The organism is Rhodopseudomonas palustris BisB18, assembly GCF_000013745.1.
GTDB lineage: Bacteria > Pseudomonadota > Alphaproteobacteria > Rhizobiales > Xanthobacteraceae > Rhodopseudomonas_A > Rhodopseudomonas_A palustris_F.
This window is the reverse complement of record NC_007925.1, coordinates 2,132,055-2,152,938: the sequence shown is the minus strand read 5'-3', so window position 1 is coordinate 2,152,938 and position 20,884 is coordinate 2,132,055. Positions and strand designations below refer to the sequence as shown.

The 20,884-nt window shown below is 65.6% G+C and carries 17 protein-coding genes; 6 read left to right on the top strand and 11 right to left on the bottom strand.

Annotated features, from left to right (window positions below):
- Positions 1-27 precede the first annotated feature (27 nt).
- Positions 28-2,466 (top strand): TonB-dependent siderophore receptor, encoded by a 2,439-nt coding sequence (locus RPC_RS09910; protein ID WP_167532066.1) that lies wholly within the window; start codon positions 28-30, stop codon positions 2,464-2,466.
- A 90-nt stretch (positions 2,467-2,556) separates the two neighbouring features.
- On the opposite strand, the gene hutX is transcribed toward RPC_RS09910, so the two are convergent.
- From hutX to hutW, 5 genes are all read right to left on the bottom strand, one after another.
- Positions 2,557-3,072, bottom strand: coding sequence for a heme utilization cystosolic carrier protein HutX (gene hutX / locus RPC_RS09905; protein WP_011472435.1), 516 nt, complete (start codon positions 3,070-3,072; stop codon positions 2,557-2,559).
- A 36-nt stretch (positions 3,073-3,108) separates the two neighbouring features.
- The gene (locus RPC_RS09900) at positions 3,109-3,447 is read right to left on the bottom strand and encodes an antibiotic biosynthesis monooxygenase family protein (RefSeq protein ID WP_011472434.1); all 339 of its coding nucleotides are present in this window, start codon (positions 3,445-3,447) and stop codon (positions 3,109-3,111) included.
- Between the two features lie 114 nt (positions 3,448-3,561).
- The gene (locus RPC_RS09895; RefSeq protein ID WP_011472433.1) at positions 3,562-5,913 is read right to left on the bottom strand and encodes a TonB-dependent hemoglobin/transferrin/lactoferrin family receptor; all 2,352 of its coding nucleotides are present in this window, start codon (positions 5,911-5,913) and stop codon (positions 3,562-3,564) included.
- Between the two features lie 198 nt (positions 5,914-6,111).
- Positions 6,112-6,786: an SDR family oxidoreductase gene (locus RPC_RS09890; protein WP_011472432.1), complete on the bottom strand. Its 675-nt coding sequence runs from the start codon at positions 6,784-6,786 to the stop codon at positions 6,112-6,114.
- A 61-nt stretch (positions 6,787-6,847) separates the two neighbouring features.
- Positions 6,848-8,263 carry a heme anaerobic degradation radical SAM methyltransferase ChuW/HutW gene (hutW, locus tag RPC_RS09885; protein ID WP_011472431.1) on the bottom strand — a complete coding sequence of 472 codons (1,416 nt, stop codon included), beginning with the start codon at positions 8,261-8,263 and terminating at the stop codon, positions 6,848-6,850.
- A 381-nt stretch (positions 8,264-8,644) separates the two neighbouring features.
- Here hutW and hemP point away from each other — a divergent pair, with 381 nt between their 5' ends.
- From hemP to RPC_RS09865, 4 genes are all read left to right on the top strand, one after another.
- On the top strand, positions 8,645-8,851 hold the full coding sequence (gene hemP / locus RPC_RS09880; protein ID WP_157043169.1) for a hemin uptake protein HemP: 207 nt from the start codon (positions 8,645-8,647) through the stop codon (positions 8,849-8,851).
- 62 nt (positions 8,852-8,913) lie between these two features.
- Positions 8,914-9,837: a heme/hemin ABC transporter substrate-binding protein gene (locus RPC_RS09875; protein WP_041802665.1), complete on the top strand. Its 924-nt coding sequence runs from the start codon at positions 8,914-8,916 to the stop codon at positions 9,835-9,837.
- Positions 9,834-10,931, top strand: a complete 1,098-nt coding sequence (locus tag RPC_RS09870) for a FecCD family ABC transporter permease (protein ID WP_011472428.1) — start codon at positions 9,834-9,836, stop codon at positions 10,929-10,931. Before RPC_RS09875 ends, RPC_RS09870 begins: the two co-directional genes overlap by 4 nt.
- Complete coding sequence (locus RPC_RS09865; protein ID WP_011472427.1) at positions 10,928-11,737, top strand: heme ABC transporter ATP-binding protein; 810 nt, start codon at positions 10,928-10,930, stop codon at positions 11,735-11,737. Before RPC_RS09870 ends, RPC_RS09865 begins: the two co-directional genes overlap by 4 nt.
- A gap of 351 nt (positions 11,738-12,088) precedes the next feature.
- On the opposite strand, the gene RPC_RS09860 is transcribed toward RPC_RS09865, so the two are convergent.
- From RPC_RS09860 to adh, 3 genes are all read right to left on the bottom strand, one after another.
- Positions 12,089-13,129 (bottom strand): IS110 family transposase, encoded by a 1,041-nt coding sequence (locus RPC_RS09860; RefSeq protein WP_011471442.1) that lies wholly within the window; start codon positions 13,127-13,129, stop codon positions 12,089-12,091.
- Positions 13,130-13,479: 350 nt separating this feature from the next.
- Entirely contained in the window at positions 13,480-14,631 is a 1,152-nt protein-coding gene (yiaY, locus tag RPC_RS09855; RefSeq protein ID WP_011472426.1) for an L-threonine dehydrogenase, read from the bottom strand.
- 115 nt (positions 14,632-14,746) lie between these two features.
- Positions 14,747-16,267, bottom strand: a complete 1,521-nt coding sequence (adh, locus tag RPC_RS09850) for an aldehyde dehydrogenase (protein ID WP_011472425.1) — start codon at positions 16,265-16,267, stop codon at positions 14,747-14,749.
- A gap of 297 nt (positions 16,268-16,564) precedes the next feature.
- On the opposite strand from adh, the gene RPC_RS09845 reads away from it, so the two are divergent.
- On the top strand, positions 16,565-18,508 hold the full coding sequence (locus RPC_RS09845) for a sigma-54-dependent Fis family transcriptional regulator (protein WP_011472424.1): 1,944 nt from the start codon (positions 16,565-16,567) through the stop codon (positions 18,506-18,508).
- A gap of 279 nt (positions 18,509-18,787) precedes the next feature.
- Here RPC_RS09845 and RPC_RS09840 read toward each other — a convergent pair whose 3' ends face one another.
- Genes RPC_RS09840 through RPC_RS09830 form a run of 3 tightly spaced genes read right to left on the bottom strand, consistent with a single transcriptional unit; the run spans position 18,788 to position 20,878 of the window.
- Entirely contained in the window at positions 18,788-19,486 is a 699-nt protein-coding gene (locus RPC_RS09840; RefSeq protein ID WP_011472423.1) for an energy-coupling factor ABC transporter ATP-binding protein, read from the bottom strand.
- On the bottom strand, positions 19,470-20,255 hold the full coding sequence (gene cbiQ, locus RPC_RS09835; RefSeq protein ID WP_011472422.1) for a cobalt ECF transporter T component CbiQ: 786 nt from the start codon (positions 20,253-20,255) through the stop codon (positions 19,470-19,472). Before cbiQ ends, RPC_RS09840 begins: the two co-directional genes overlap by 17 nt.
- An 11-nt stretch (positions 20,256-20,266) precedes the next feature.
- Complete coding sequence (locus tag RPC_RS09830; protein WP_415914820.1) at positions 20,267-20,878, bottom strand: cobalt ABC transporter permease; 612 nt, start codon at positions 20,876-20,878, stop codon at positions 20,267-20,269.
- Between the last annotated feature and the right edge of the window lie 6 nt (positions 20,879-20,884).

Sequence of the window (20,884 nt, the reverse complement as noted above, 5' to 3'; positions counted from 1 at the left end):
GCCTCAAATGCGATTAATAACGACAGAGTGACAAAACGCGCGCGTCGGCTGCTGCCCACCCTGATCTCCACCACGATGCTGGGCAGCGCCAGTCTGTTCGCCGCGACCGCGGCCACCGCGCAGCAAGCCCAGCCGCCGGCCGCTCAGCTGGTGACCCTCGCCATCCCCGCACAGCCGCTGGCCTCGGCAATCGCCGCCTTCATTCGAACGACCGGGTGGGAGGTCGGCTATTCCTCGCAGATCGTCGGCGGCAAGACCTCCTCGGCGGTGTCCGGCGTGATGCCGCCGCAACGCGCGCTGCAGACGCTGCTGGCCGGCACCGGGCTTCGCGTTCGTGCCACCGGCCCGACCACCGTCGCTCTGGTCGATCCCAGGATGACCGCGATCGACGCCATCGCCGGCGACGGCGTCATCGCGATCGATACGATCAACGTCGACGGACAGTCGGCGTTCGAACATGTCGACGGCTACGTCGCGCAGAACGCGTCGACCGGCATGAAGGGCGACATCCCGATCCTGCAGACCCCGCAGGCGATCTCGGTCGTCACCTCCGATCAAATCAAGGACCAGGGCGCCCAGAGCATCAACGAAGCGCTGCGCTACACCGCCGGCGTCCGCACCGAGGCCAGCGGATCGCAGGCGCTCGACAATCCGCTGTACGTCCGCGGCTTCTTGCAGAGCAGTCTCGACACCTATCAGGACGGGCTGCGCAGCGTCACCCCGGGCTATTTCGGCTTCTTCGCCACCGATCCCTACGGCCTGGAGCGCGTCGAGGTGCTGAAAGGGCCGACCTCGGTGCTGTTTGGACAACAGACCCCCGGCGGCCTGATCAACGCCGTCTCCAAGCGGCCGACCGCCAATCCGGTCAACGAAATCGAGCTGACCTATGGCAGCTTCAACCACGCCCAGACCGCGTTCGACATCGGCGGGGCCAGTCCCGACAAGTCGCTGCTGTATCGCTTCGTCGGCCTCGGCCGCAACGCCGACACCCAGGTCGACTACGTCAAGAACGATCGGGTGTATTTCGCACCCAGCGTCACCTGGCTCCCCAACCCGGACACCAACCTCACCGTGCTGACCTCCTACCAGCGCAACGAAGGCGATTTCTACGCCCAGGTTCCGGCGGCGGCGGTGCTGCTGCCGAACCGATACGGCCATATCCCGTTCAGCCGGTTCCTTGGCGAACCGAGCTGGGAGGGCGAGACCTCCGAGCGCACGGCGCTCGGCTACGAGCTGGAACATCGCTTCAACGAGACGGTGAAATTCGAGCAGAATTTCCGTTACACCCACATGACCAATCATCGGCAATATCTCCAAGCGTCGGGCGCCCTGGTGAACGAGCGAACCCTCAATCGCCGCTACACGCTTCGCGACATCGACAGCGACGCCGTCACCGTCGACAACCGCCTGAGATTCAATTTCGACACCGGTCCGATCGAGCACAAGGCGATCGTCGGATTGGACTATCTGTGGGGAACGTCGCATTGGCTGGAACAGAGCGGCGCCGCTGCTTCGATCGATATCTTCAATCCGGTCTACGGCGCGGTCGTCAACACCAACGCCTACACCAGCAGGTCGCTGCAGGACATCACCGCTTCGCAGGCCGGGCTCTATCTGCAGGACCAGCTGAAGCTCGACAAGTGGTTGCTGACGCTGGGCGTCCGCCAGGACTGGGCCTGGCGCGACACCGACAATCTGATCGCCAACAGCTCCCGATCGCAGGACGACGGGGACTTCACCAAGCGGGCGGGGCTGACCTATCTGTCGAAGTTCGGGCTTGCGCCCTACATCAGCTATGCCGAATCATTCACGCCGGTGGTCGGCACCGATCGGCTTGGCAATTCCTACCTGCCGGAGACCGGACAGCAATATGAGGTCGGCGTGAAGTACCAGCCGACCGGCTACAACAGCTTCGTGACCCTGAGCGCCTTCGACCTTCGCCGTCAGAACGTCCAGACCATCGACCCGGTCAACACCAACTACTCGGTGCAGACCGGAGAGGTTCGGGTTCAGGGCGTTGAAATCGAGGCGGTCGCCAGCCTCGATAGCGGCTGGAGCCTCACCGCGGCTTACACTTACACCGACGCGGAGATCACCAAGACCAATACCGCCGGCCAGATCGGCAACACGCCCTACCGCGTGCCGGCGCATTCGGCGTCGCTCTGGTTGAATTACGAATTCCAGACCGCCGCGCTTGCCGGCTTCGCGGTCGGCGGCGGCGTCCGCTACATCGGCGAAACCTGGGGCGACGACGCCAACAGCTTCAGGGTTCCGGAATTCACCCTGGTCGACGCCGCGCTGCGCTATGATCTCGGCAAGAAATTCCTGGCGATGAAGGGATTCACCGCCAGCGTCAACGTCACCAACTTGTTCGACAAATACTACGTGCCGGCGTGCTTCACCGTCAACGCCTGCAATTACGGCTCGTCGCGAACTATCATGGGCAAGCTGGCCTACCGATGGTGAGATGACCGCTCCGACCACGCGGCCTCGCGCGCCGCGTGGTCAGCCTGCCAGGGATTTCACGCGCGATGACCGGCGTCGCCCAGCCAAGCCTCATGCGACGCCGCTGCCACCGACCCGATCGGCGAGCGCTTGGAAGCGCTGCAATTGATCGGCGCGCAGCGCCCCAGTCTCGTCGCGGCCGACGAACACCTTGAACATGATGCCGCCCTCGGCGTTCAGAAACGCGAGGAAGGCGGTGGCCTTGCCCATGAATGGGCGCTCGACGAAGGCCACCGCGGCGCAGCGCTCGTGCCGCAGATGGCCGTGCAGGCCCTTGGGTTGCATCAGGTTGAAATAGCCGCGAGCGATCTCGCCTTGGGGGATCGCGCCGGTGAACTCGAAGATTGCGTCCACGGTGTGCACGATTAGCGTGACCTCGCCCCACTGCGCGATGTCCCGCATCGCCGGCACGAAGGCATCGCCCGGCCCGATCCGCACCATTCGGTCCGGAAGGGCCTCAAGCACGGTTCGCGGCGAGACGTTGCGCTCGCGCGCGACCTCCTCGATCACCGCACCGGGATTTTCAGCAAGGTAGGTCGCGAGCGCGACGAGATCGGTCCTCAGCATGGCAATTTCCTTCAATGGATTGGCACCGCGCGCCGCTCATGCCGCCGCGCTGGATTTGCGTTCCGAGCGGATCACCTCGAAGCCCTCGAATTTCGGATGGCCCAGGTAGATGCTCGGGCCCGCGCTGTCGTTGCCGGCGCGGGCATGCGAGCGGCGGAACTGTTCAGACGTCGTCCAGGCTTCGAACGCGGCCTTGTCGATCCAGGTGGTGTGGGTCGAATACAGCGTGTGATCCTCGGCTTGCGGTCCTTTGAGCAGATGAAACTCGACGAAACCTGGCATTTGGTCGAGATAGGATTCCCGCCTCGCCCAAATTTCTTCGAACGTTGCCTCAGACCCGGTCTTCACCTGAAACCGATTCATTGCGATGAACATTGTTCTCTCCTGTGAAATTGACTGCCGGGCGCAAGATGGCTGGGTGGCATTTCGCTGGATGAGCCGCGTCGGGGCACCGACGCGGCTCGGAGGTTCAGAGACAGATGATGCGAGCTAAGCGCCTCCGAAATGGACTTTCAATCCTCCCTTGTAGACGATGCCGGGACCGGGGCTGCTCCAAATGGCATCGTTTTGCGTGGTCCCGTCGCTTGCCGAGCTAGGAATTGCATACGGCCGATAGTACTCGTTCAGAACGTTGTCGACCGAAAAGCTCAACGTGATGTCGGCGGTCGGTTGGTAGGTCACATAGAGGTTGACCAGATCGTACGCGGTCGACGGCAGATATCCAACCGGGATATCGGTATTGGCGGCGACCGCCGACCATAGCGCCGCAATCGTCAGCTTTCGTTCCAGGAACCGCACTCCCCCGCTGGTCGTCACCTTGCGCGGCTGCACGGTGGCCAGGCCGATATTGGTCTGCGTGTTCTTGCCGTGCTGCACGGTCGCCGACACGCCAGCGAACCATTGTCCGGCGTCGTACATGGTTTCGGCCTCGAAGCCCTCGATCCGGGCGTGCGGCGTGTTTTGGTACTGATAATATTTGCTCGACGTTCCGGAAATCGGGAAGCCCATGAAGATCGACGTATATCGTTCCGGGGTCGATGCGACGAGATCGATGTAGTCGTCGATATCGTTGCGGAACAGATTGAACTTGCCGCGGAAGCTGTCGCCCGCCGTGAACACGCTGTCGTATTTCAGGTTGACGCCGACCTCTTTGTTCTTGCCGACTTCCGGCCGCAAGGCGGCGTTGGGCAGAAAGCAGAACAGCCCCGAGGTGCCATCCGGACAGTTGAACAACACCGGGCCGCCGCCGGTGGCGTGCCCGCCCGAGATCAGCGTCTCGGTGATCGAGGGGGCGCGATAGCCCTCGGCGTAGCTGACATAGGGCGTGAAACCCTGCAGCGGCGTGACGCCGACGGAGATCTTTGGCGACAGGCGTTCGCCGCTGGCGCTCGTCGCGCCCGAGGCGAGTTCATAATGATCGTAGCGCAGCGCGCTGACCACCTCGAGCCACGAGGAATAGTTGTTCTTCAGCTGCACGAAGCCGCCGGATACGGTGCGCGTTCCGCTCGGCGTGGTGATGTTGGAATTGCCGCGGCTGTCCCAGGTTGAAACGTCGTCCTGGAAGGCATCGACGCCGTAGGTGACGGCGTTGCGCCAGTCGCCGAGATCGAAACGGCTGGTGTTGTTGACGTCGAACCCGATGGTGTCCAGCAGATAGCCGCGCCTGTCGCCGACGCAGCCGGAGATGTTGTTGCCGGGATTGGCAATCGTGCAGACGCCGCTGCCGGCTGAGATCCGGTTGTTGTAGGTCTTGACCTGATCGTTGTCGGTGCGATTGCCGTACAGGCTGATATTCCAGTCGAACCACATGTCGTCTGGCTTGGAGTATTTCCAGTTCAGCGTGCCGGTGTAGTTCTTGGCGTCGGAATCGTAAACCGAGGACCCGGCGATCGCACTCGCCGGCGCCGCCGTAGTGGTCGCGCCGCGGTTGAACTGGCCGATGCTGTATTGATAGTCCTGGAACACGCCGCCGAATTTGATCTCGTGGCCGTCGGCGGGCCGCACCGTGAGCTTGAGCAGCCCCGCGGCGATCTCGTTGCCGGTGTTGCCGATTTCGGTGCCCGCGCCGTCCTTGTAGTTGCCCTGGGTGCGGTAGACCGCGCCGCCGAACACGTCGACGGTGGGATCGACGCGGACACCGCCGAACACCGAGCCGAGCCCGCGACCGTTGTTGGAGCCGACCGCGCCGTTGAGGTCGACGCCCCAACGCTCGCCCGGCCGCAGCACGTCGTTGATGTCCTTGGTCCGAAACGACGCCACGCCGCCGATCGCGCCTGAGCCGTAGATGTTCGCGGTCGGCCCGCGCACCACGTCGATGCTGCCGATCAGTTCCGGGTCGAGGAAGAACGAGCCGTTGGCGTTATGGCCGGTGCGCTGATAGTTCTGCCGCGCGCCGTCGACCACCACCGCGACCCGGCCGAAATCCTGCAGGCCGCGGATATTGATCGCGGTCGCCGGATCGTCGCCGCGATCCTGGAACGACACCCCGGGCACGGCGCGGAACACGTCGGCCAGCCGGTTCGGCTGAATGCCCTGGATTTGCTCCAGCGTCACCACGCTGACCGGGGCCAGCGCGTCGATCGCCCTCTCTTCAGTCTTGCTGGCGGCGACGGTGATGACGTCGAGCGACTGATAGGTCGGCTGGCCGATCTGCGCGCGCGCCTGAAGCGCCGCAGGTGCCGGCTCGACCACCGCACGCTTGCGCTTGGCCGGCTTGGGTTTTGCCGGTTGCGGCGCCTGCGCTTCCGGCGCCGCCGATTGTGCGTAGCTTGGCGCGGTGGCCAGCGAAACAACAGATACAGATAGAAGTAACGCGCAGGCGCGCGTGCTCAGCCCCAGCATGACAGCCCCGAATTCCTGTGAGTTACGGCTGGCGGGCGTCGCCCTTTCGGGCAGCTGGCTGGCAGTGGCAACGCTGGCTTTTGCCAACGGTTGTCATTTGGTAACGGTAGCGTGGGACCCGGTCAACCAAGCCGCCGCTCAGTTTAAAGCAATTGTTAATCACGACGGGGTGCCGCGACCTTGCCCATCGTTCGGCGGTCAGATCGCCGCCGAGGTCAGCAAAAATTCCTGGATGTCGCTCGGCTCGGCCGGCAGGCTGCCGCGGTCGACGGCCGACAGAATGCGACCGATCGTGGCGGGCGTGGACAACGCCGTCAGCACCAGCTGGGCGAGGGCGGCGCGGCCGATCCGGCCGTGCACCCGCGGATCGTCGTACAGCGCGCCGGTGGCGGTGGCCTCCGCGTCGGTCAAGCCTCCTGGCCGGATGATGGTCCAATCGAGATCGAGGCCGCGCAGATGATCCTCCGCACGGGTCTTGGCATCGAGCACCGGCCCGATCGCCGCGACGATGCGCTCGGATGCATAGCGACGACTGTCGCCGCAGCCGAGCGACGAGATCTGGATCACGCGGCGCACGCCGGCCGCCTGCGCCGCGTTGGAAATCGCGATATTGCCGACCTCGTCGACCAAGGGGCCGACCGGCGACATGCCGCCGATCGCTGAGATGACGGCATCAGGCGCCACCGCCCGAACCACCCGCGCCACATCGCCGGCGTCCGCCAGTTCCGCCACGCTCCAGCCGTTGGGCGCCGACAGAGCCGGCAACTGCAAGGGGTCGCGTCCACTGGCATGCGCCAGCCAGCCGAAGCTCTCTGCCAGATCGACCAGATGGCGCCCGGTGCGACCGGTGGCGCCGAAAATCAAAACTCGCATGCGGATGTTCCGGCGTTTGAGAGATGTGAGCTAGCGCATCTCGCGCGGCGCTTCATCATGATTAGCCTCCTTCGCCCTTTGCCGACGGCGCCGATCGTAGCGCGGCATAGAAGCCGCCGGTCAGTTTGGTGATCCAGAATGCGCCGGCGCGGCTCGGCTGGAAATGGTCTTTGACGATCTCGCCGAGCCCGACCTCGGTCCAGTTCGCCAGCAACGGTGCCGCCGCGACGCGAAACCCCGGATGCAAGCTCTCCACCGCGGCGAGATCGAGCCGCCCGGCCTCGAGGCCCGCGGTGATCACCGCTTGCGCGGCATATTGCAGCGGCACCCGCGACAGCCCCTCCACCGGGGCCACGCCCTGCGCCAGCATGGCGCGGCGCTGCTCGACGTCGATCACATTGCGCCAACGATAACCGTGCGCCTGCCCGCCGGCGCCCGGACCGAACGGCAGGCAGGCCGATCCCTGCTTGATCAGGGCGTTGTAACGGTTCTGCTCGTGCGGCGAGCGGATCAGATGCGACTGATAGGCCTGCCGCCAGCCGAACCCCAGCAACCGATCGACGCCAGCGGCGTAGTCCCGCGCCTGCGCGGCGATGTTGGCCGCGGGCGGCAACTTGCCATGCTCGATCGCGGTGGCGAGCGGGCCGCCGGGAAACAGGTTGAGCGCATACAAGGTCACGCCATCGAGCCCGACGGCGTTGGCGATGTCGATGTCGCGCAGCCAGCCGTCGTGATCCTGTCCGGGCAGGCCATAGATCAGATCGCACACGATACTGGCACGACCGAGCCCGACCAGATCCTCGAGAAACGACGCCACCTCCGGCCCGGACTGTTTGCGTCCGAGCCGGCGGCGGACAGCGGTGGAGAAGGTTTGCACGCCGAGCGAGATCCGGGTCGCTCCGGCCTCCAGCACCGCAGCCGCCTTGGCCACGCCGAAACCGTGCGAGCGGCCCTCCAGCGTGATCTCGCAATCCGGCGTCAACGGCAACAATTGCCGCAGGCTGCCGATCAGCCGAACGAGCTGTTGGTCCGGCAGCGCCGAGGGCGTGCCGCCGCCGATATAGACCGCCTCGATCGGCGCCGACGCCACCAACGGCGTCGCCGCCTTGGCGGCGATTTCGGCAATCACGTCGTCGACAAAGGGCTCTGCGACCTCCGGTCGCCAGACATTCTGAAAGAAGCCGCAGAACAGGCAGTGGTTCTGACAGTAAGGCATATGGATATAGGCGATCGCAGGCGCGCTACGCGGCGTCGCGAACAATCGCTCGAAGGCGGCCGCGGCCTCGCTCGCCGCAACCTCGATGCTGCCGTGCCATGGCGGCGAGAACTCTCGACCGCTGAACGCCTGCGTCAAGGCATCGCGACCGGGCTCGACAAGGAAGGCACTGACCGGCTTCGGCCCGCCATGCGGATGGCCGCGCCCCATCACGGCGTGCGGGGGTGCGGCCAACGCCGACGCCGCGGCGATCGCCGTCATCGGTCGCACGACCGGCTGTGGATCGCGCAATTACCCAACAAATCACACGCGGTTTTCCCGGCATCGCCGCGCAACGCCAAGACGCGCAACGCCAAGACATGCAACGCCAAGACATGCCACTCCCCGCCCCCGTCAACCATCGCAGCTCCACTGATCTATTATCTGGGCGTGGCTGGCGGGCGATGCAGGAAATGCAGGTAGCTTGCTGGCTGCCGAATGTCTGGCGGCAAGGGATAGTTCCATCGCCGCGAATGCCAACGTCGCGTAGCACGCGGCCATCGTCAAGCGGACGACAAACCATTTTATAACGATTGTAAACCGCAACTGGCCCGGATGGCGTATAAGGCTACTAATTGCCATCCTCAAAGGCGAATGAAATCAATGATCTTCAGATCTGGAAACGATGACATCGACCCTGCAACTTCGGGAAGCGCGGCATCGGTTGCCGGACGCTCGATCACCGTCAGCGGCAATCGTCTCGATAGCCGACAGCTCTTCAGCTCCGATCGCGAGATCCTCATCGCACACGGCGAGGAGACCTATCGCTTGCGGCTGACCTCGCAAAACAAGCTGATCCTGACCAAATGAGCCGCCGCGCTTTCAAACCGTTTTCATGGTCCGCGGGACGCCACTTCGCGTTCGTGGCGACGATGATCTGCGGCGTGGCCGCGCCCCTCGCGGCCGTCCACGCCGGCGGCGTCGTGGTCCGCGACGCGCGAGATCGCGATGTGGAGATCGAAGATCCCTCGCGCATCATCGCCATCGGAGGTTCGATCACCGAGGTTCTGTTCGCGCTCGGTCTTGACGGCCGGATCGCGGGAGTGGATTCCACCAGCCTGTATCCGCCGACTGCGCTGCAAGAAAAGCCCAATGTCGGCTATCTGCGGCAGCTGTCCCCGGAAGGCGTGATCGGGTTGAACCCGACGCTGATCCTCGCCATGCAGGGCGCAGGCCCGAAGGAAACCATGCAGGTGATCGAAGCCGCACGAATTCCGCTGGTCGTGGTTCCGGAGGATTTCTCCGAGCAAGGCCTGCTCGACAAGATCAGCCTGGTCGGCCACGCCATGGGCGCCGATCGCGGCGCCGCCTGCCTCACCGCCGCGGTGTCCGGCGATCTGGCGAAACTGCGCGAGCTGCGCGCCAGGGTGACGAAGCCGGTGCGGGTCATGTTCGTGATGGCGCTGGTCAATGGCCAGGCGATGGCCGCCGGCCACAACACCGCGGCCGACGAGATCATCAAGCTGGCCGGCGGCATCAATGCGGTCGACGGCTATGACGGCTACAAGCTGATCAACGACGAAGCCATCGTCGCGTTGCGGCCGGAGGTAGTGCTGTCGATCCAGCGCAGCAAGGATTCGCTCGAGGCCGAGGCGATCTACCATCATCCCGCCTTCGCGCTGACACCGGTGGCCGCGAACAAGGCCTTCATCTCGATGGAGGGCCTCTATCTGCTGGGCTTCGGCCCGCGCACCGCGGCTGCCGCCCGTGACGTCGCGGCGAAACTATATCCGGAGCTCGCGGACGAAGCTGCGAAATTCCAATCCGCGGCGTTGACGGCGAACTGTCGCCAATGACCGTGGCGGAGGCGATCCACGAGCAACGCAGCGAGCGCAGCACCCGCGCGTTGCGGCCGTCGGCGATCTTGATTTTATCCACCCTGCTGGCGGCGCTGCTCGCAACCGCGCTGATCGCGCTGACCGTCGGTGCCGCCGGCATTCCGCTGTCGCGGCTTCCCGCCGCACTCGGAATCGCCGAACCGGGCTCCGGCAACACGCTGGCGGTGCGCGATCAACTGGTGCTGTGGTCGATCCGCGTGCCGCGCATCGTCGCCGCGGCGATGGTCGGAAGTTTGCTGGCGGTGGCTGGCGCACTGATGCAGGGCCTGTTTCGCAATCCGCTGGCCGACCCCGCCCTGGTCGGCGTGTCGAGCGGCGGCGCGTTTGCCGCGGCCACCGCGATCGTGATCACCGACAGTGCGCTCGGCGCGCAGCTTCGGTTCATGCAGAACGAATTGCTGCCGATCGCCGCCTTCGTCGGATCGCTGGCGACCACTATGATCCTGTATTCGATCGCAAGCCGCCAAGGCCGCACCTCGATCGCGATGTTCCTACTCGCGGGCCTGGCGATCGCCGCGATCGCCAATGCCGGCATCGGCGTGCTGGTCTATGTCGCCGACGATCGGCAGCTGCGCGACATCACATTCTGGATGTTGGGCTCGCTCAGCGGCGCCACCTGGGCCAAGACCGCGACGATCGCGCCGGTGCTGGCGATCGCGCTGTTGGTCTGCGCCGTGATCGCACGACGGCTCGACCTGCTGGTACTGGGCGAATCCGAGGCGTTTCACAGCGGCGTCGACGTCGAGCGGTTGAAACGGTTGTCGATCGTGCTGATTTCCGCGATGACCGGCGTCGCGGTGGCGATATGCGGCGTGGTCGGATTCATCGGCATCATCGTGCCGCATCTGTTGCGCCTGGTGATCGGTCCTTCGCATCGGCTGTTGCTGCCGGCCTCCGCCTTGCTCGGCGCCGTTCTGCTGGTCGGCGCCGACACGCTGGCGCGCACGCTGGTGGCGCCGGCCGAAATGCCGATCGGCATCCTCACCGCCGCGATCGGCGCGCCGTTCTTCCTGGCGATGTTGTTGCGCCAGCGCGGGCTGATCGGACTGTGAGCGGATTTCTCGACGCCGAGGCCGCCTCGTTCGCGATCGGTGGAGCGACGCTGCTCGACCGCATCGACCTGCGCATCGACCGAGGCGAACTGATCGCCATCGTCGGGCCGAACGGCGCCGGCAAGTCGACGCTACTGCGGCTGCTGTCCGGCGACCTGCGCCCGACACGCGGCGCGGTGAGCCTGCAACAGCGCGCGATCCACAGCTACGCGCCGCGCGAATTGGCATCGCGGCGCGCGATGCTGTCGCAGCACGTCAATGTCAGCTTCCCGTTCACGGTCGAGGAAGTGGTCTGGATGGGAGCCGGCGACCGCGGCCGCGGCACGTCCCAATCGCTAGTGGACGCCGCCTTGCACGAGGTCGGCCTCGACGCGTTTCGCGATCGCCAGCTTCCGACGCTGTCCGGCGGCGAGCAGCAGCGCGCGCATTTCGCCCGCGTGCTGGTGCAGCTGCGCTGCGGCGAGGTCGAGCACGGCCCCGGCCTGCTGCTGCTGGACGAGCCGACTTCAAGCCTCGACCTGCGTCACCAGATCGATTTGGCCGGCACCGCGCGCCGCTGCGCGCGCAACGGCACCACCGTGATCGCGATCCTGCACGACATCAACCTCGCCGCCCGCTTCGCCGACCGGATCGTCGTCTTGCACCAGGGCCGGCTCGCCGCGGACGGCGCACCGAGCCAGGTGATCGAGAACTCGCTGATCCGGCGGGTATTCGACATCGCGCTCGTGGTGCGGACCGCCGAGGACGGCGTGCCGTTCTTGCTGCCTCAGATGATCGACGCGGCCCGGCCGCAAAGCGAAGGCTAGAGACTTTTCAAGTTGGGATCGATACCTTCAAGAGTCTCAGGCCGTCATTCCGGGGCACGAGCAGCTTCAGCTGCGAGTGAGCCCGGAATCCATATGTGGACGGCCCCCGAGCCACAAGAGTTTTTGATGTCGGATCGGATCGCTTGCATCCATATGTCCGGCCTGTTGATGCGGTCGCTTTGGACCGCTGGCCAAGATGGTTTCCGCGACGCGAGCTCCACACATAGTCACGACCTTTACGTGCCAATGGATTCCACGGACTGTCTCGCCTCTCGGATCGATCGATCGCGCCATCTGTCTCCTCTTGCAGCTCCGGCCCGGCCGGCGGGCGAATGCCTGCCGGCCGATCTCTCAGGCGGCGTGCGGCGATGCGTTCAGCATCCGCGCGCCGTCGTAATTTTCTCCGGTCAGCATCAGCTTCCAGGCGATCCGGGCGATCTTGTTGGCGAGCGCTACCGCCGCGAGCTTGGGCGGCTTGCGCGCCAGCAGCGCCAGCAACCACGGCGACGCCCGGCCGCGGCCACGGCGCACCTGCTGGATCACCGCGGTCGCTCCCGCCACCAACAGGCTGCGTAGCAGTTCATCGCCGGCGCGGGTGATGGTGCCGAGCCGAAGCTTGCCGGCGGTGGAATGATCCTTCGGCGTCAAGCCGAGCCAGGCCGCAAAGGCCCTGGCCGAGGCGAAGGTCTGCGGCACCGGCGTTTTCATCACCAGCGCACTGGCGCCGATCGGTCCTACTCCGGGAATCTGCGCCAGCCGCCGGCTGCAGGCGTCGGCGCGATGCCAGGCCAACAGCTTGGCGTCGATCACCTTCAGCTCATTCTGCAGTCGCGCGTAGTCCTGGCCCTGCAGCGCGAACAGCTCGCGCGCCAGCGTCGGCACGGTGTCGTCCTGCGCGATCCGCAACAGCAGCGGCTCGATCTTGTCGAGACCTCTCGGCGAGATCAGGCCGAATTCCGCGGCATAACCGCGAATCGCATTGCTCAGCTGGGTACGCCTTGCGATCAGCTGCTGCCGCAGTCCCATCAGCATCAGCGCCGCCTGCTGCTCCGCGGTCTTCACCGGCACGAACTCCATCGTCGGCCGGCTCATCGCCTCGCACAACGCCTCGGCGTCGCGCCCGTCGTTCTTGTTGCGCTTGACGTAAGGCTTGACGTGCTGCGGCGCCAACAGCTTCACCACGTGGCCGAGTTTGCCCAGCTCCCGCGCCAGGTAGTGCGCCGCACCGCAGGCCTCGATCCCGATCGGCGTCGGCGGCAGCTTGGCGAAGAACGCCAGCATCTCCTTGCGCCGCAGCTTCTTGCGCAGCACCGGCTTCTCGGCGGCATCGACCCCGTGCAGCTGGAAAAAATGCTTCGACGTATCCATCCCAATGCGGATAATCTGCTCCATGGACGGCTCCCATGTTTGAGTTTGCGACAACCTCATTCTGGCACAAAGCGATGCCGTAGGGGGCCGTCCACACCATCATAACCACCGCGGGAGTTATGGATTCCGGACTTGCTCGTTGTTCGAACTCGCAATCCGGAATGACGACCACATTTTGGTTGGATGATTCAATCCCAACCGAAATGCTCGACCGCATCAGTGAGCCTTTGGTAACTCGCCTCGACGACCGCAGTCGCACTCCACACGCCACCGCCGGGGCGCAATCTGGAAAGATTGCGCCCCTTTGCTCTAGCCTGCCGCTCGGCAACCGGGCGGAGGGTGGCGTGCCTCGAACTCGCTCACAGCGCGTCGGCTCACGCGGCGACGCGGAAGATGGCTTCGATGTCGGCCTGGCTGGCGCGGCGCGGATTGGTCAGGCCGCAGGCGTCTTTCAACGCGTTGGCCGCCAGGGTCGGAATGTCTTCTTCCTTGACCCCGAGCTGCGCGAGCCCGGTCGGAATGCCGATGTCGGTCGACAGCCGCTGGATCGCATGGATGCAAGCCTCCGCGCCCTGCTGGTCGCTCATGCCGTTGGTGTCCACGCCGAGCGCGTGGGCGACGTCGCGCAAGCGGGCGGCCGAGACCTCCGCATTGAAGGCTTCGACATGCGGCAGCAGCACCGCATTGCAGACCCCGTGCGGCAGGTCGTAGAAGCCGCCCAATTGATGCGCCATGGCGTGAACGTAGCCGAGCGAGGCATTGTTGAAGGCCATGCCGGCCATGAAGCCGGCATAGGCCATGGCTTCGCGTGCCGCCAGATTGCTGCCTTCGGCGACCGCGGTACGCAGGTTGTTGGCGATGATCGCGATCGCCTTCAGCGCGCAGGCGTCGGTGATCGGCGTCGCCGCGACCGAGACATAAGCCTCGATCGCATGAGTCAGTGCGTCCATGCCGGTGGCCGCGGTCAGCATCTGCGGCTTGCCCAACATCAGTTCGGGGTCGTTGACCGAGAGAAGTGGCGTGACGTTGCGATCGACGATCGCCATCTTCACCAGCCGCTTCTCGTCCGTGATGATACAGAACCGCGTCATCTCGCTGGCGGTGCCGGCGGTGGTGTTGATGGCGATCAGCGGCAGCTGCGGTTTGGCCGAGCGGTCGACGCCTTCGTAATCGCGGATGTTGCCGCCGTTGGTGGCGGTGAGCGCGATGCCCTTGGCGCAGTCGTGCGACGACCCGCCACCGAGCGAGATCACGCAGTCGCAGCCGTCGGCCTGGAGTTGAGCCAGACCGCTCTCGACATTGCCGACGGTGGGGTTGGGTTGCGCGCCCGGAAAGATCGAGGCGGCGATGCCCTGCTGCTCGAGCTGTGAGGCGAGCTTGTCGGCCATGCCGAGCTTGAACAGCATCTGGTCGGTGACGATCAGCGCCCGCTTGAAGCCGTAGCGGCTCACGCTGGAGACGGCGCCGGTGAGGCAGCCGGCGCCCATCATATTCAGCGAGGGAATGAAAAAGGTGGTCTCGGTCATCGGATGATCTCTCTTCTGGTTAGCCGACCGGACAGACTCCGGCCGTTCCCCGTAGCGGCGTGCAGGCGCGCAGGGGGACGAAGGTTTCAAGGACGAAGCGGCAGAGACGCGGGGCTTAGAAGAAGCCCAGCGCGTCGGGGCTGTAGCTGACCAGCAGGTTCTTGGTCTGCTGATAATGGTCTAGCATCATGTGATGGTTTTCACGGCCGATCCCGGATTGCTTGTAGCCGCCGAACGCCGCATGCGCCGGATAGAGGTGGTAGCAGTTGGTCCACACCCGGCCCGCTTTGATGCCGCGGCCGAAGCGGTAGGCCCGGTTGCCATCGCGGGTCCAGACGCCGGCACCGAGGCCATAATGGGTGTCGTTGGCCAGATGCAGCGCCTCGTCCTCATCCTTGAAGGTGGTGACCGCGACGACCGGCCCGAAGATCTCTTCCTGGAACACCCGCATCCGGTTGTGCCCCTTCAGCACGGTCGGCTGGACGTAGTAGCCCTCGGCGAGATCGCCGCCGAGCTCGGCGCGCGCGCCGCCGGTCAGCACCTTGGCGCCCTCGTCGCGGCCGATGGTGAAGTAAGACAGGATCTTCTCCATCTGCTCGGAGGAGGCTTGAGCTCCGATCATGGTCTCGGTGTCGAGCGGATTGCCCTGACGGATCGCCGTCACCCGCGCCAGCGCCCGATCGATGAAGCGGTCGTACAGCGACTCCTGAATCAGCGCGCGCGACGGACAGGTGCAGACCTCGCCCTGGTTGAGCGCGAACATCACGAAGCCCTCGATCGCCTTGTCGAAGTAAGCGTCGTCCGAAGCGGCGACGTCGTCGAAGAAGATGTTCGGCGACTTGCCGCCCAGCTCGAGCGACACCGGGATCAGATTGGCGCTGGCGTATTGCATGATCAGCCGGCCGGTGCTGGTCTCGCCGGTGAAAGCGATCTTGGAGATGCGGTTCGAAGACGCCAGCGGCTTGCCCGCCTCCAGGCCGAAGCCGTTGACCACGTTGAGCACGCCCGGCGGCAGCAGATCGGCGATCAGCTCCACCAGCACCAGGATGCTGATCGGAGTCTGCTCGGCGGGCTTCAGCACGATGCAGTTGCCGGAGGCCAACGCCGGCGCCAATTTCCACGCCGCCATCAGGATCGAGAAATTCCACGGAATGATCTGGCCGACCACGCCGAGCGGCTCGTGGAAGTGATAGGCGACGGTGTGTTCGTCGAGCTGCGCCAGCGTGCCTTCTTGCGAGCGGACGCACGAGGCGAAGTAACGGAAATGATCGATCGCCAACGGAATGTCGGCGGCCAGCGTCTCGCGGATCGGCTTGCCGTTGTCGACGGACTCCGCATAAGCGAGCCGTTCGAGATTCTCTTCCATGCGGTCGGCGATGCGGTTCAGCACCAGCGCGCGTTCGGCGACGCTGGTGCGGCCCCAGGCATCGGCGGCGGCGTGAGCGGCGTCGAGCGCGAGCGTGATATCAACTTCATCCGAACGTGCAGCCTGGGTAAAGGCTTGCCCGGTGATCGGGGTGACGCTGTCGAAATAGCGGCCGTTCACCGGCGCCGACCAGCGGCCGCCGATGAAATTGTCGTAGCGCGACTTGAAATCGACTGGGGCTCCGGCGGTGCCGGGAGCGGCGTACTTCATGGTGTCCCTCCACATGATTAGCTGTAGGTCCGTACCGCCTTGTTTCCGGCGGCCGCAGCGTCCTCAGCACGTCGCGTGCCAAGCAACTAACCTCTTGATCGCACAGCAAACCGTCGCGGCCGTGCCGGCCGGCGGCACTGCACCGTTTCGCCACGGCTGTAGCGAAACTGAACAACGCGCGGTTGTTCAATGGTTCTACTTGCACCCGGGCCGGCAGCTCGGTAGTGACACTGATCGATAATAATTTGGAGGCGACCGCCCTTGGCAGGACGCCCCACCCGATGGGAGGGCAACGAGATGACTGACGCCCGGAATCCGGGAGACGCCGCGGGTCGCCATGCGCGACGTCTGCTGAACCGGGGCGAAATCCCGCCGCCGGGTCTGCTCAACACCACCGTCAGCCGCTCCTGGGAGCGCTGTCTGAAGTCCGGCCTCGAACCGCTGGCCGGACCGGCGACGCCCGACCCGGTGTCGCCGCCGCAGCTCAAACAGGCGCTGGAACAGCGGCGCGAATGGCTGCGCCAAGCCCGACCTATTGTCGAATACCTTTACAGCCAAGTCAGTGGCTCGGGCAGCATGGTGATCCTGGCCGACGACCAGGGCCTGCTGATCGAAGCGCTCGGCGATGCGGAGTTTCTCAAGCGGGCCGAGCGGGTAGCGCTGCAGCCGGGCGCCTGCTGGCACGAGCAGGACCGCGGCACCAACGCCATCGGTACGGCGCTGGCCGAGCGGGCGCCGGTGGCGGTGCACGGCAGCGAGCACTTCCTCGACTGCAACCGCTTCCTCACCTGCACCGCCGCCCCGGTGATGGGCAGCGACGGCAAGCTGCTAGGCGTGATCGACATTTCCGGCCACCACAGCGCCCGCCACCCGCACACGCTGGGGCTGGTGCAGATCGCCAGTCACATGATCGAGAGCCGGGTGTTCGAGCTGTGGCACGAAGGGGCGACGCGGTTGCGACTGCATCCGCAGGCCGAGGGCATCGGCACCTTGGCCGATGGGTTGCTGGCCCTCGATGAGGACGGCCGCATCGTCGGCGCCAATCGGACCGCGCTCAACCTGCTGGGGCTGGCGGACATCGAGATCGGCCATGTCGGCATCGACGGCGTACTCGCGTTGGCCTCGGACGGGCTGCTGCAACAGGCCCGGCGGCACCCCGGAGCCGTGCTCAACGCCGAGACGCGCTCTGGCCGGCGGCTGTTCGTCAGGGCCGAACCGGGACGATCGCTCGCGCCCAGCGCCCTGCCCCGCCGGACAGCCCCGGCGCGCGACGCGCTAGCCGAACTGGACACCGGCGACGAGCGGATGCGGCAATGCCTGGAGCGCGCCCGCAAGGTGGTGGGCAAGCCGATCCCGATACTGCTGCAGGGCGAATCCGGGGTCGGCAAGGAGCTGGTGGCCGCCGCGATCCACGCCTCCGGCCCGCGGCAGAAACGAGCCATGGTGGCGGTCAATTGCGCGGCGCTGCCGGAGCATCTGATCGAAGCCGAGCTGTTCGGCTATGCCCCCGGCGCCTTCACCGGAGCCCGCCGCGAGGGCTCTCCGGGGCGGATCCGCGAGGCCGATGGCGGCACGCTGTTTCTCGACGAAATCGGCGACATGCCGCTGTCGCTGCAGAGCCGGCTGTTGCGCGTGCTGCAGGAGCGCCAAGTGGTGCCGCTCGGCGGCGGCAAGCCGACCACGGTCGATTTCGCGCTGATCGCCGCCAGCCACCGGCCTTTGAAGCTCGAAGTCGAGCATGGCCGGTTTCGCGCCGATCTCTACTACCGCCTCAACGGCATCACCCTGACGCTGCCCTCGCTGCGAACGCGTAGCGACTTTCCCGTTCTGATGAGCCGCCTGCTCGAGCGCTTCGAGCCCGGCGCCGGATTGCTGGTCGAGCCGAGCGTCGTAGCGGCGCTGGCGGAGTATTCCTGGCCCGGCAATTTGCGCGAGCTGGCCAACGTGCTGCGCTTCGCCTCGGCGCTGCTGGACCCCGGCGAGACGGTGATCGGCTGGCAGCATCTGCCGGAGGATCTGGTCGACGAGCTGCGGCGACCACAGCGGGCGCGGCCGGACAACTGCGCGGGCTTGCCGTCGCTGCGGGCGGCCTCGGATTCGCTGATCGAGCGCGCGCTGCACAACAGCGCCGGCAACCTCTCCGAAGCCGCCCGCCGGCTCGGCATCAGCCGCACCACGCTCTATCGCCGCATCGGCGGCGACCACCGCCGCAGCGTCAGGGTCAGCCGTGAGGTGCCGTGAGGGAGAGCCGAACTTCTTCCTTTCCACCCGCTTGTTCGGCCCTTTCAACGCCTCGGACGCGGCAAGAACTCCGTCGATGCACATATTGATATCGGATTTGCCGTTGGCCGGATCGAGAGTTCGGCTAGTGGCCGCGGCGCGGCGTTTCCGCTGCGATGCAACTCGGGCATGACGAGATCGGATGGCGCGTTCTCATCAAAAGCACCGCTCTCGCGCATGATCAGCAAGGTTATTTGGACTATTGGCTGCTAGCTCGCGATCCCCGCCCGGCGGTTTCGGTCAGACCGGCCGCGGCAAGATCCGAGAATCGACACGAGACGCCTCGTCGAGCGTCGATAGCCGTCCCTCCTTGAGACCGACGCTGCGCGAGCCGATGGCGTGTCGAAAGTGTGGGTCGTGTGACACCACGATCATCGCCTGCGGAAGGCCGGTCAGAATATCGATCAACCGGTTGTAGAAGCGCTCGTCGAGGGCGTTGGTCGGCTCGTCGAGCAGCAGGACCTCGGGCTGCATCGCCAATACGGCAGCCAATGTGACCAGCCGCTTTTCGCCGCCGGAGAGTTTGTGGGTGACGCGATCGCGCAAATGCTTGAGGTCGAGCCGTTCGAGCGTATCGTTCACGATCGTCGCAACCTCCTGGCGACTCTTGCCGAGGTTGAGCGGGCCGAACGCGACGTCTTCGGCGACGGTCGGACAGAACAGCTGGTCGTCGGGGTCCTGGAACACGAAGCCGGCGCGCTGGCGGACTTCGTGGAAGTCGCGCTCGGTCCGTCGGGCGCGGCCGAACGCCGTCACCGCTCCGGCGCTCGGCACCAAGAGGCCGACCAGAATTTGCAGCAGCGTACTTTTGCCGGCGCCGTTGGGGCCGACCAGACAGAGTCGTTCGCCGGGATACAGCGACAGGTCGACGCCGTCGAGAACCCTGGACTGCCCGGGATAGGCGAAGACGATCCCGCTGACTTCAATGAGAGGTGGCAAGGATCATCATCTCCCACAGGATCAGGCCGCCGACAAATGCGGTGAACAGCGAACCGAAGACGATGTCAATGGTTCCGACGCGTTCCTCGGTATCAAGGAAAAGCCGGCCGGAGAATCCCCGGCACTTCATCGCCTGCAGGATTCGCTCCGACCGCTCCAGCGCGCGGATCAGCATCATCCCGATCAAATAACCGTAACTCACATAGGTATGGCGCGAATTCGCCGGCCGAAAACCGCGCGCCCGCATCGCGACGCGCAGCCGCTGCTGCTCCCGATCGAGCACGTCGATGTAGCGGATATTGAACATGATGAGATGGACCAGACGTTCGGGCATCCCGAGTCGCGCCAGTGCCCGACCGAACGCCACCGGGTCGAGAGAGGACAATAGCGCCATCGCGGCGAGAACCACGGTATTGGCCTTGAGCGCGATCGTCGTCGCCTCGATGATGCCTTCCCGGCTCGCCGGCCAACCGAGGACGGTGAACACCGGATCACCCGGCACCGTAAAGGGCAGCATCGCGATCATGAATACGATGAAGGAATCCATCGCCACGACGCGGCGAAGGGTACGGGCGATCGGAAGCTGCGCGAGCAGCATGATGCCCATGGCGCCGCTCAAGGCCAACAGCAGCGGCGCCAAATTCTGCAGCGACACGACGGTGACGGCGAACCCGGAGACCGCGACGATGCGGACGCGTCCGTCGAGACCGCCGAGCAAGCTCCGACGGGGCGCCGCGGTCACCAGAACGCCGGCCACCTCGTCGGGCATGAGTTGCACCATCAACCGGCCAGCGGCTTCTGACGTCGCGCGGCCAAGAACAGCCACAGGCCGAACAGGCCCACGATGTAGCCGAGGCCGCCGAGGATCGACTGCAGATCGTTCTTCTCCTTCAGCGCGATGATCTCGCGCCGCAGCGGCTTGATCTCGTTGCGCACCGCCTCGGCGAAAGCGGCGCGCTGCGCGTCGCTGATCGCAGAAGGCCCCGGAGCGCCGGCGGGCGGCGCGGCGGCGGACGGCGTTGCGCCCGTCGGCACCGGAGCCACGGCCACCGCCGCGTCCCCATCAGCCGCGACCGCAGCAAGGCTGGCGGGCAGATCGGAGACATCCAGGCGGATGTTGGCGACGTGGCCGCCGCTGAGATCGGCGTGGAAGATGTGGACGACCCGCTTGGTCGGCACGAAGACGAAGCTGCCGTCCTCACCGGTGCGGGCCTCGCCGAGTTTGCTGCCGTCTTCGGCGAGCACCTCGACCACCACGTTCTTGGCCATCGAACCGTCGGAAAAGCCGATTTCACCTTCGATCCGGTCCCCACTGGCGAAGGCACCGGCGACGACCTTGTGTGCGAAGGCTGAACCGGAGGCGCCGCCGGCGACGACCAGCGCAAGCAGCAACGAAGC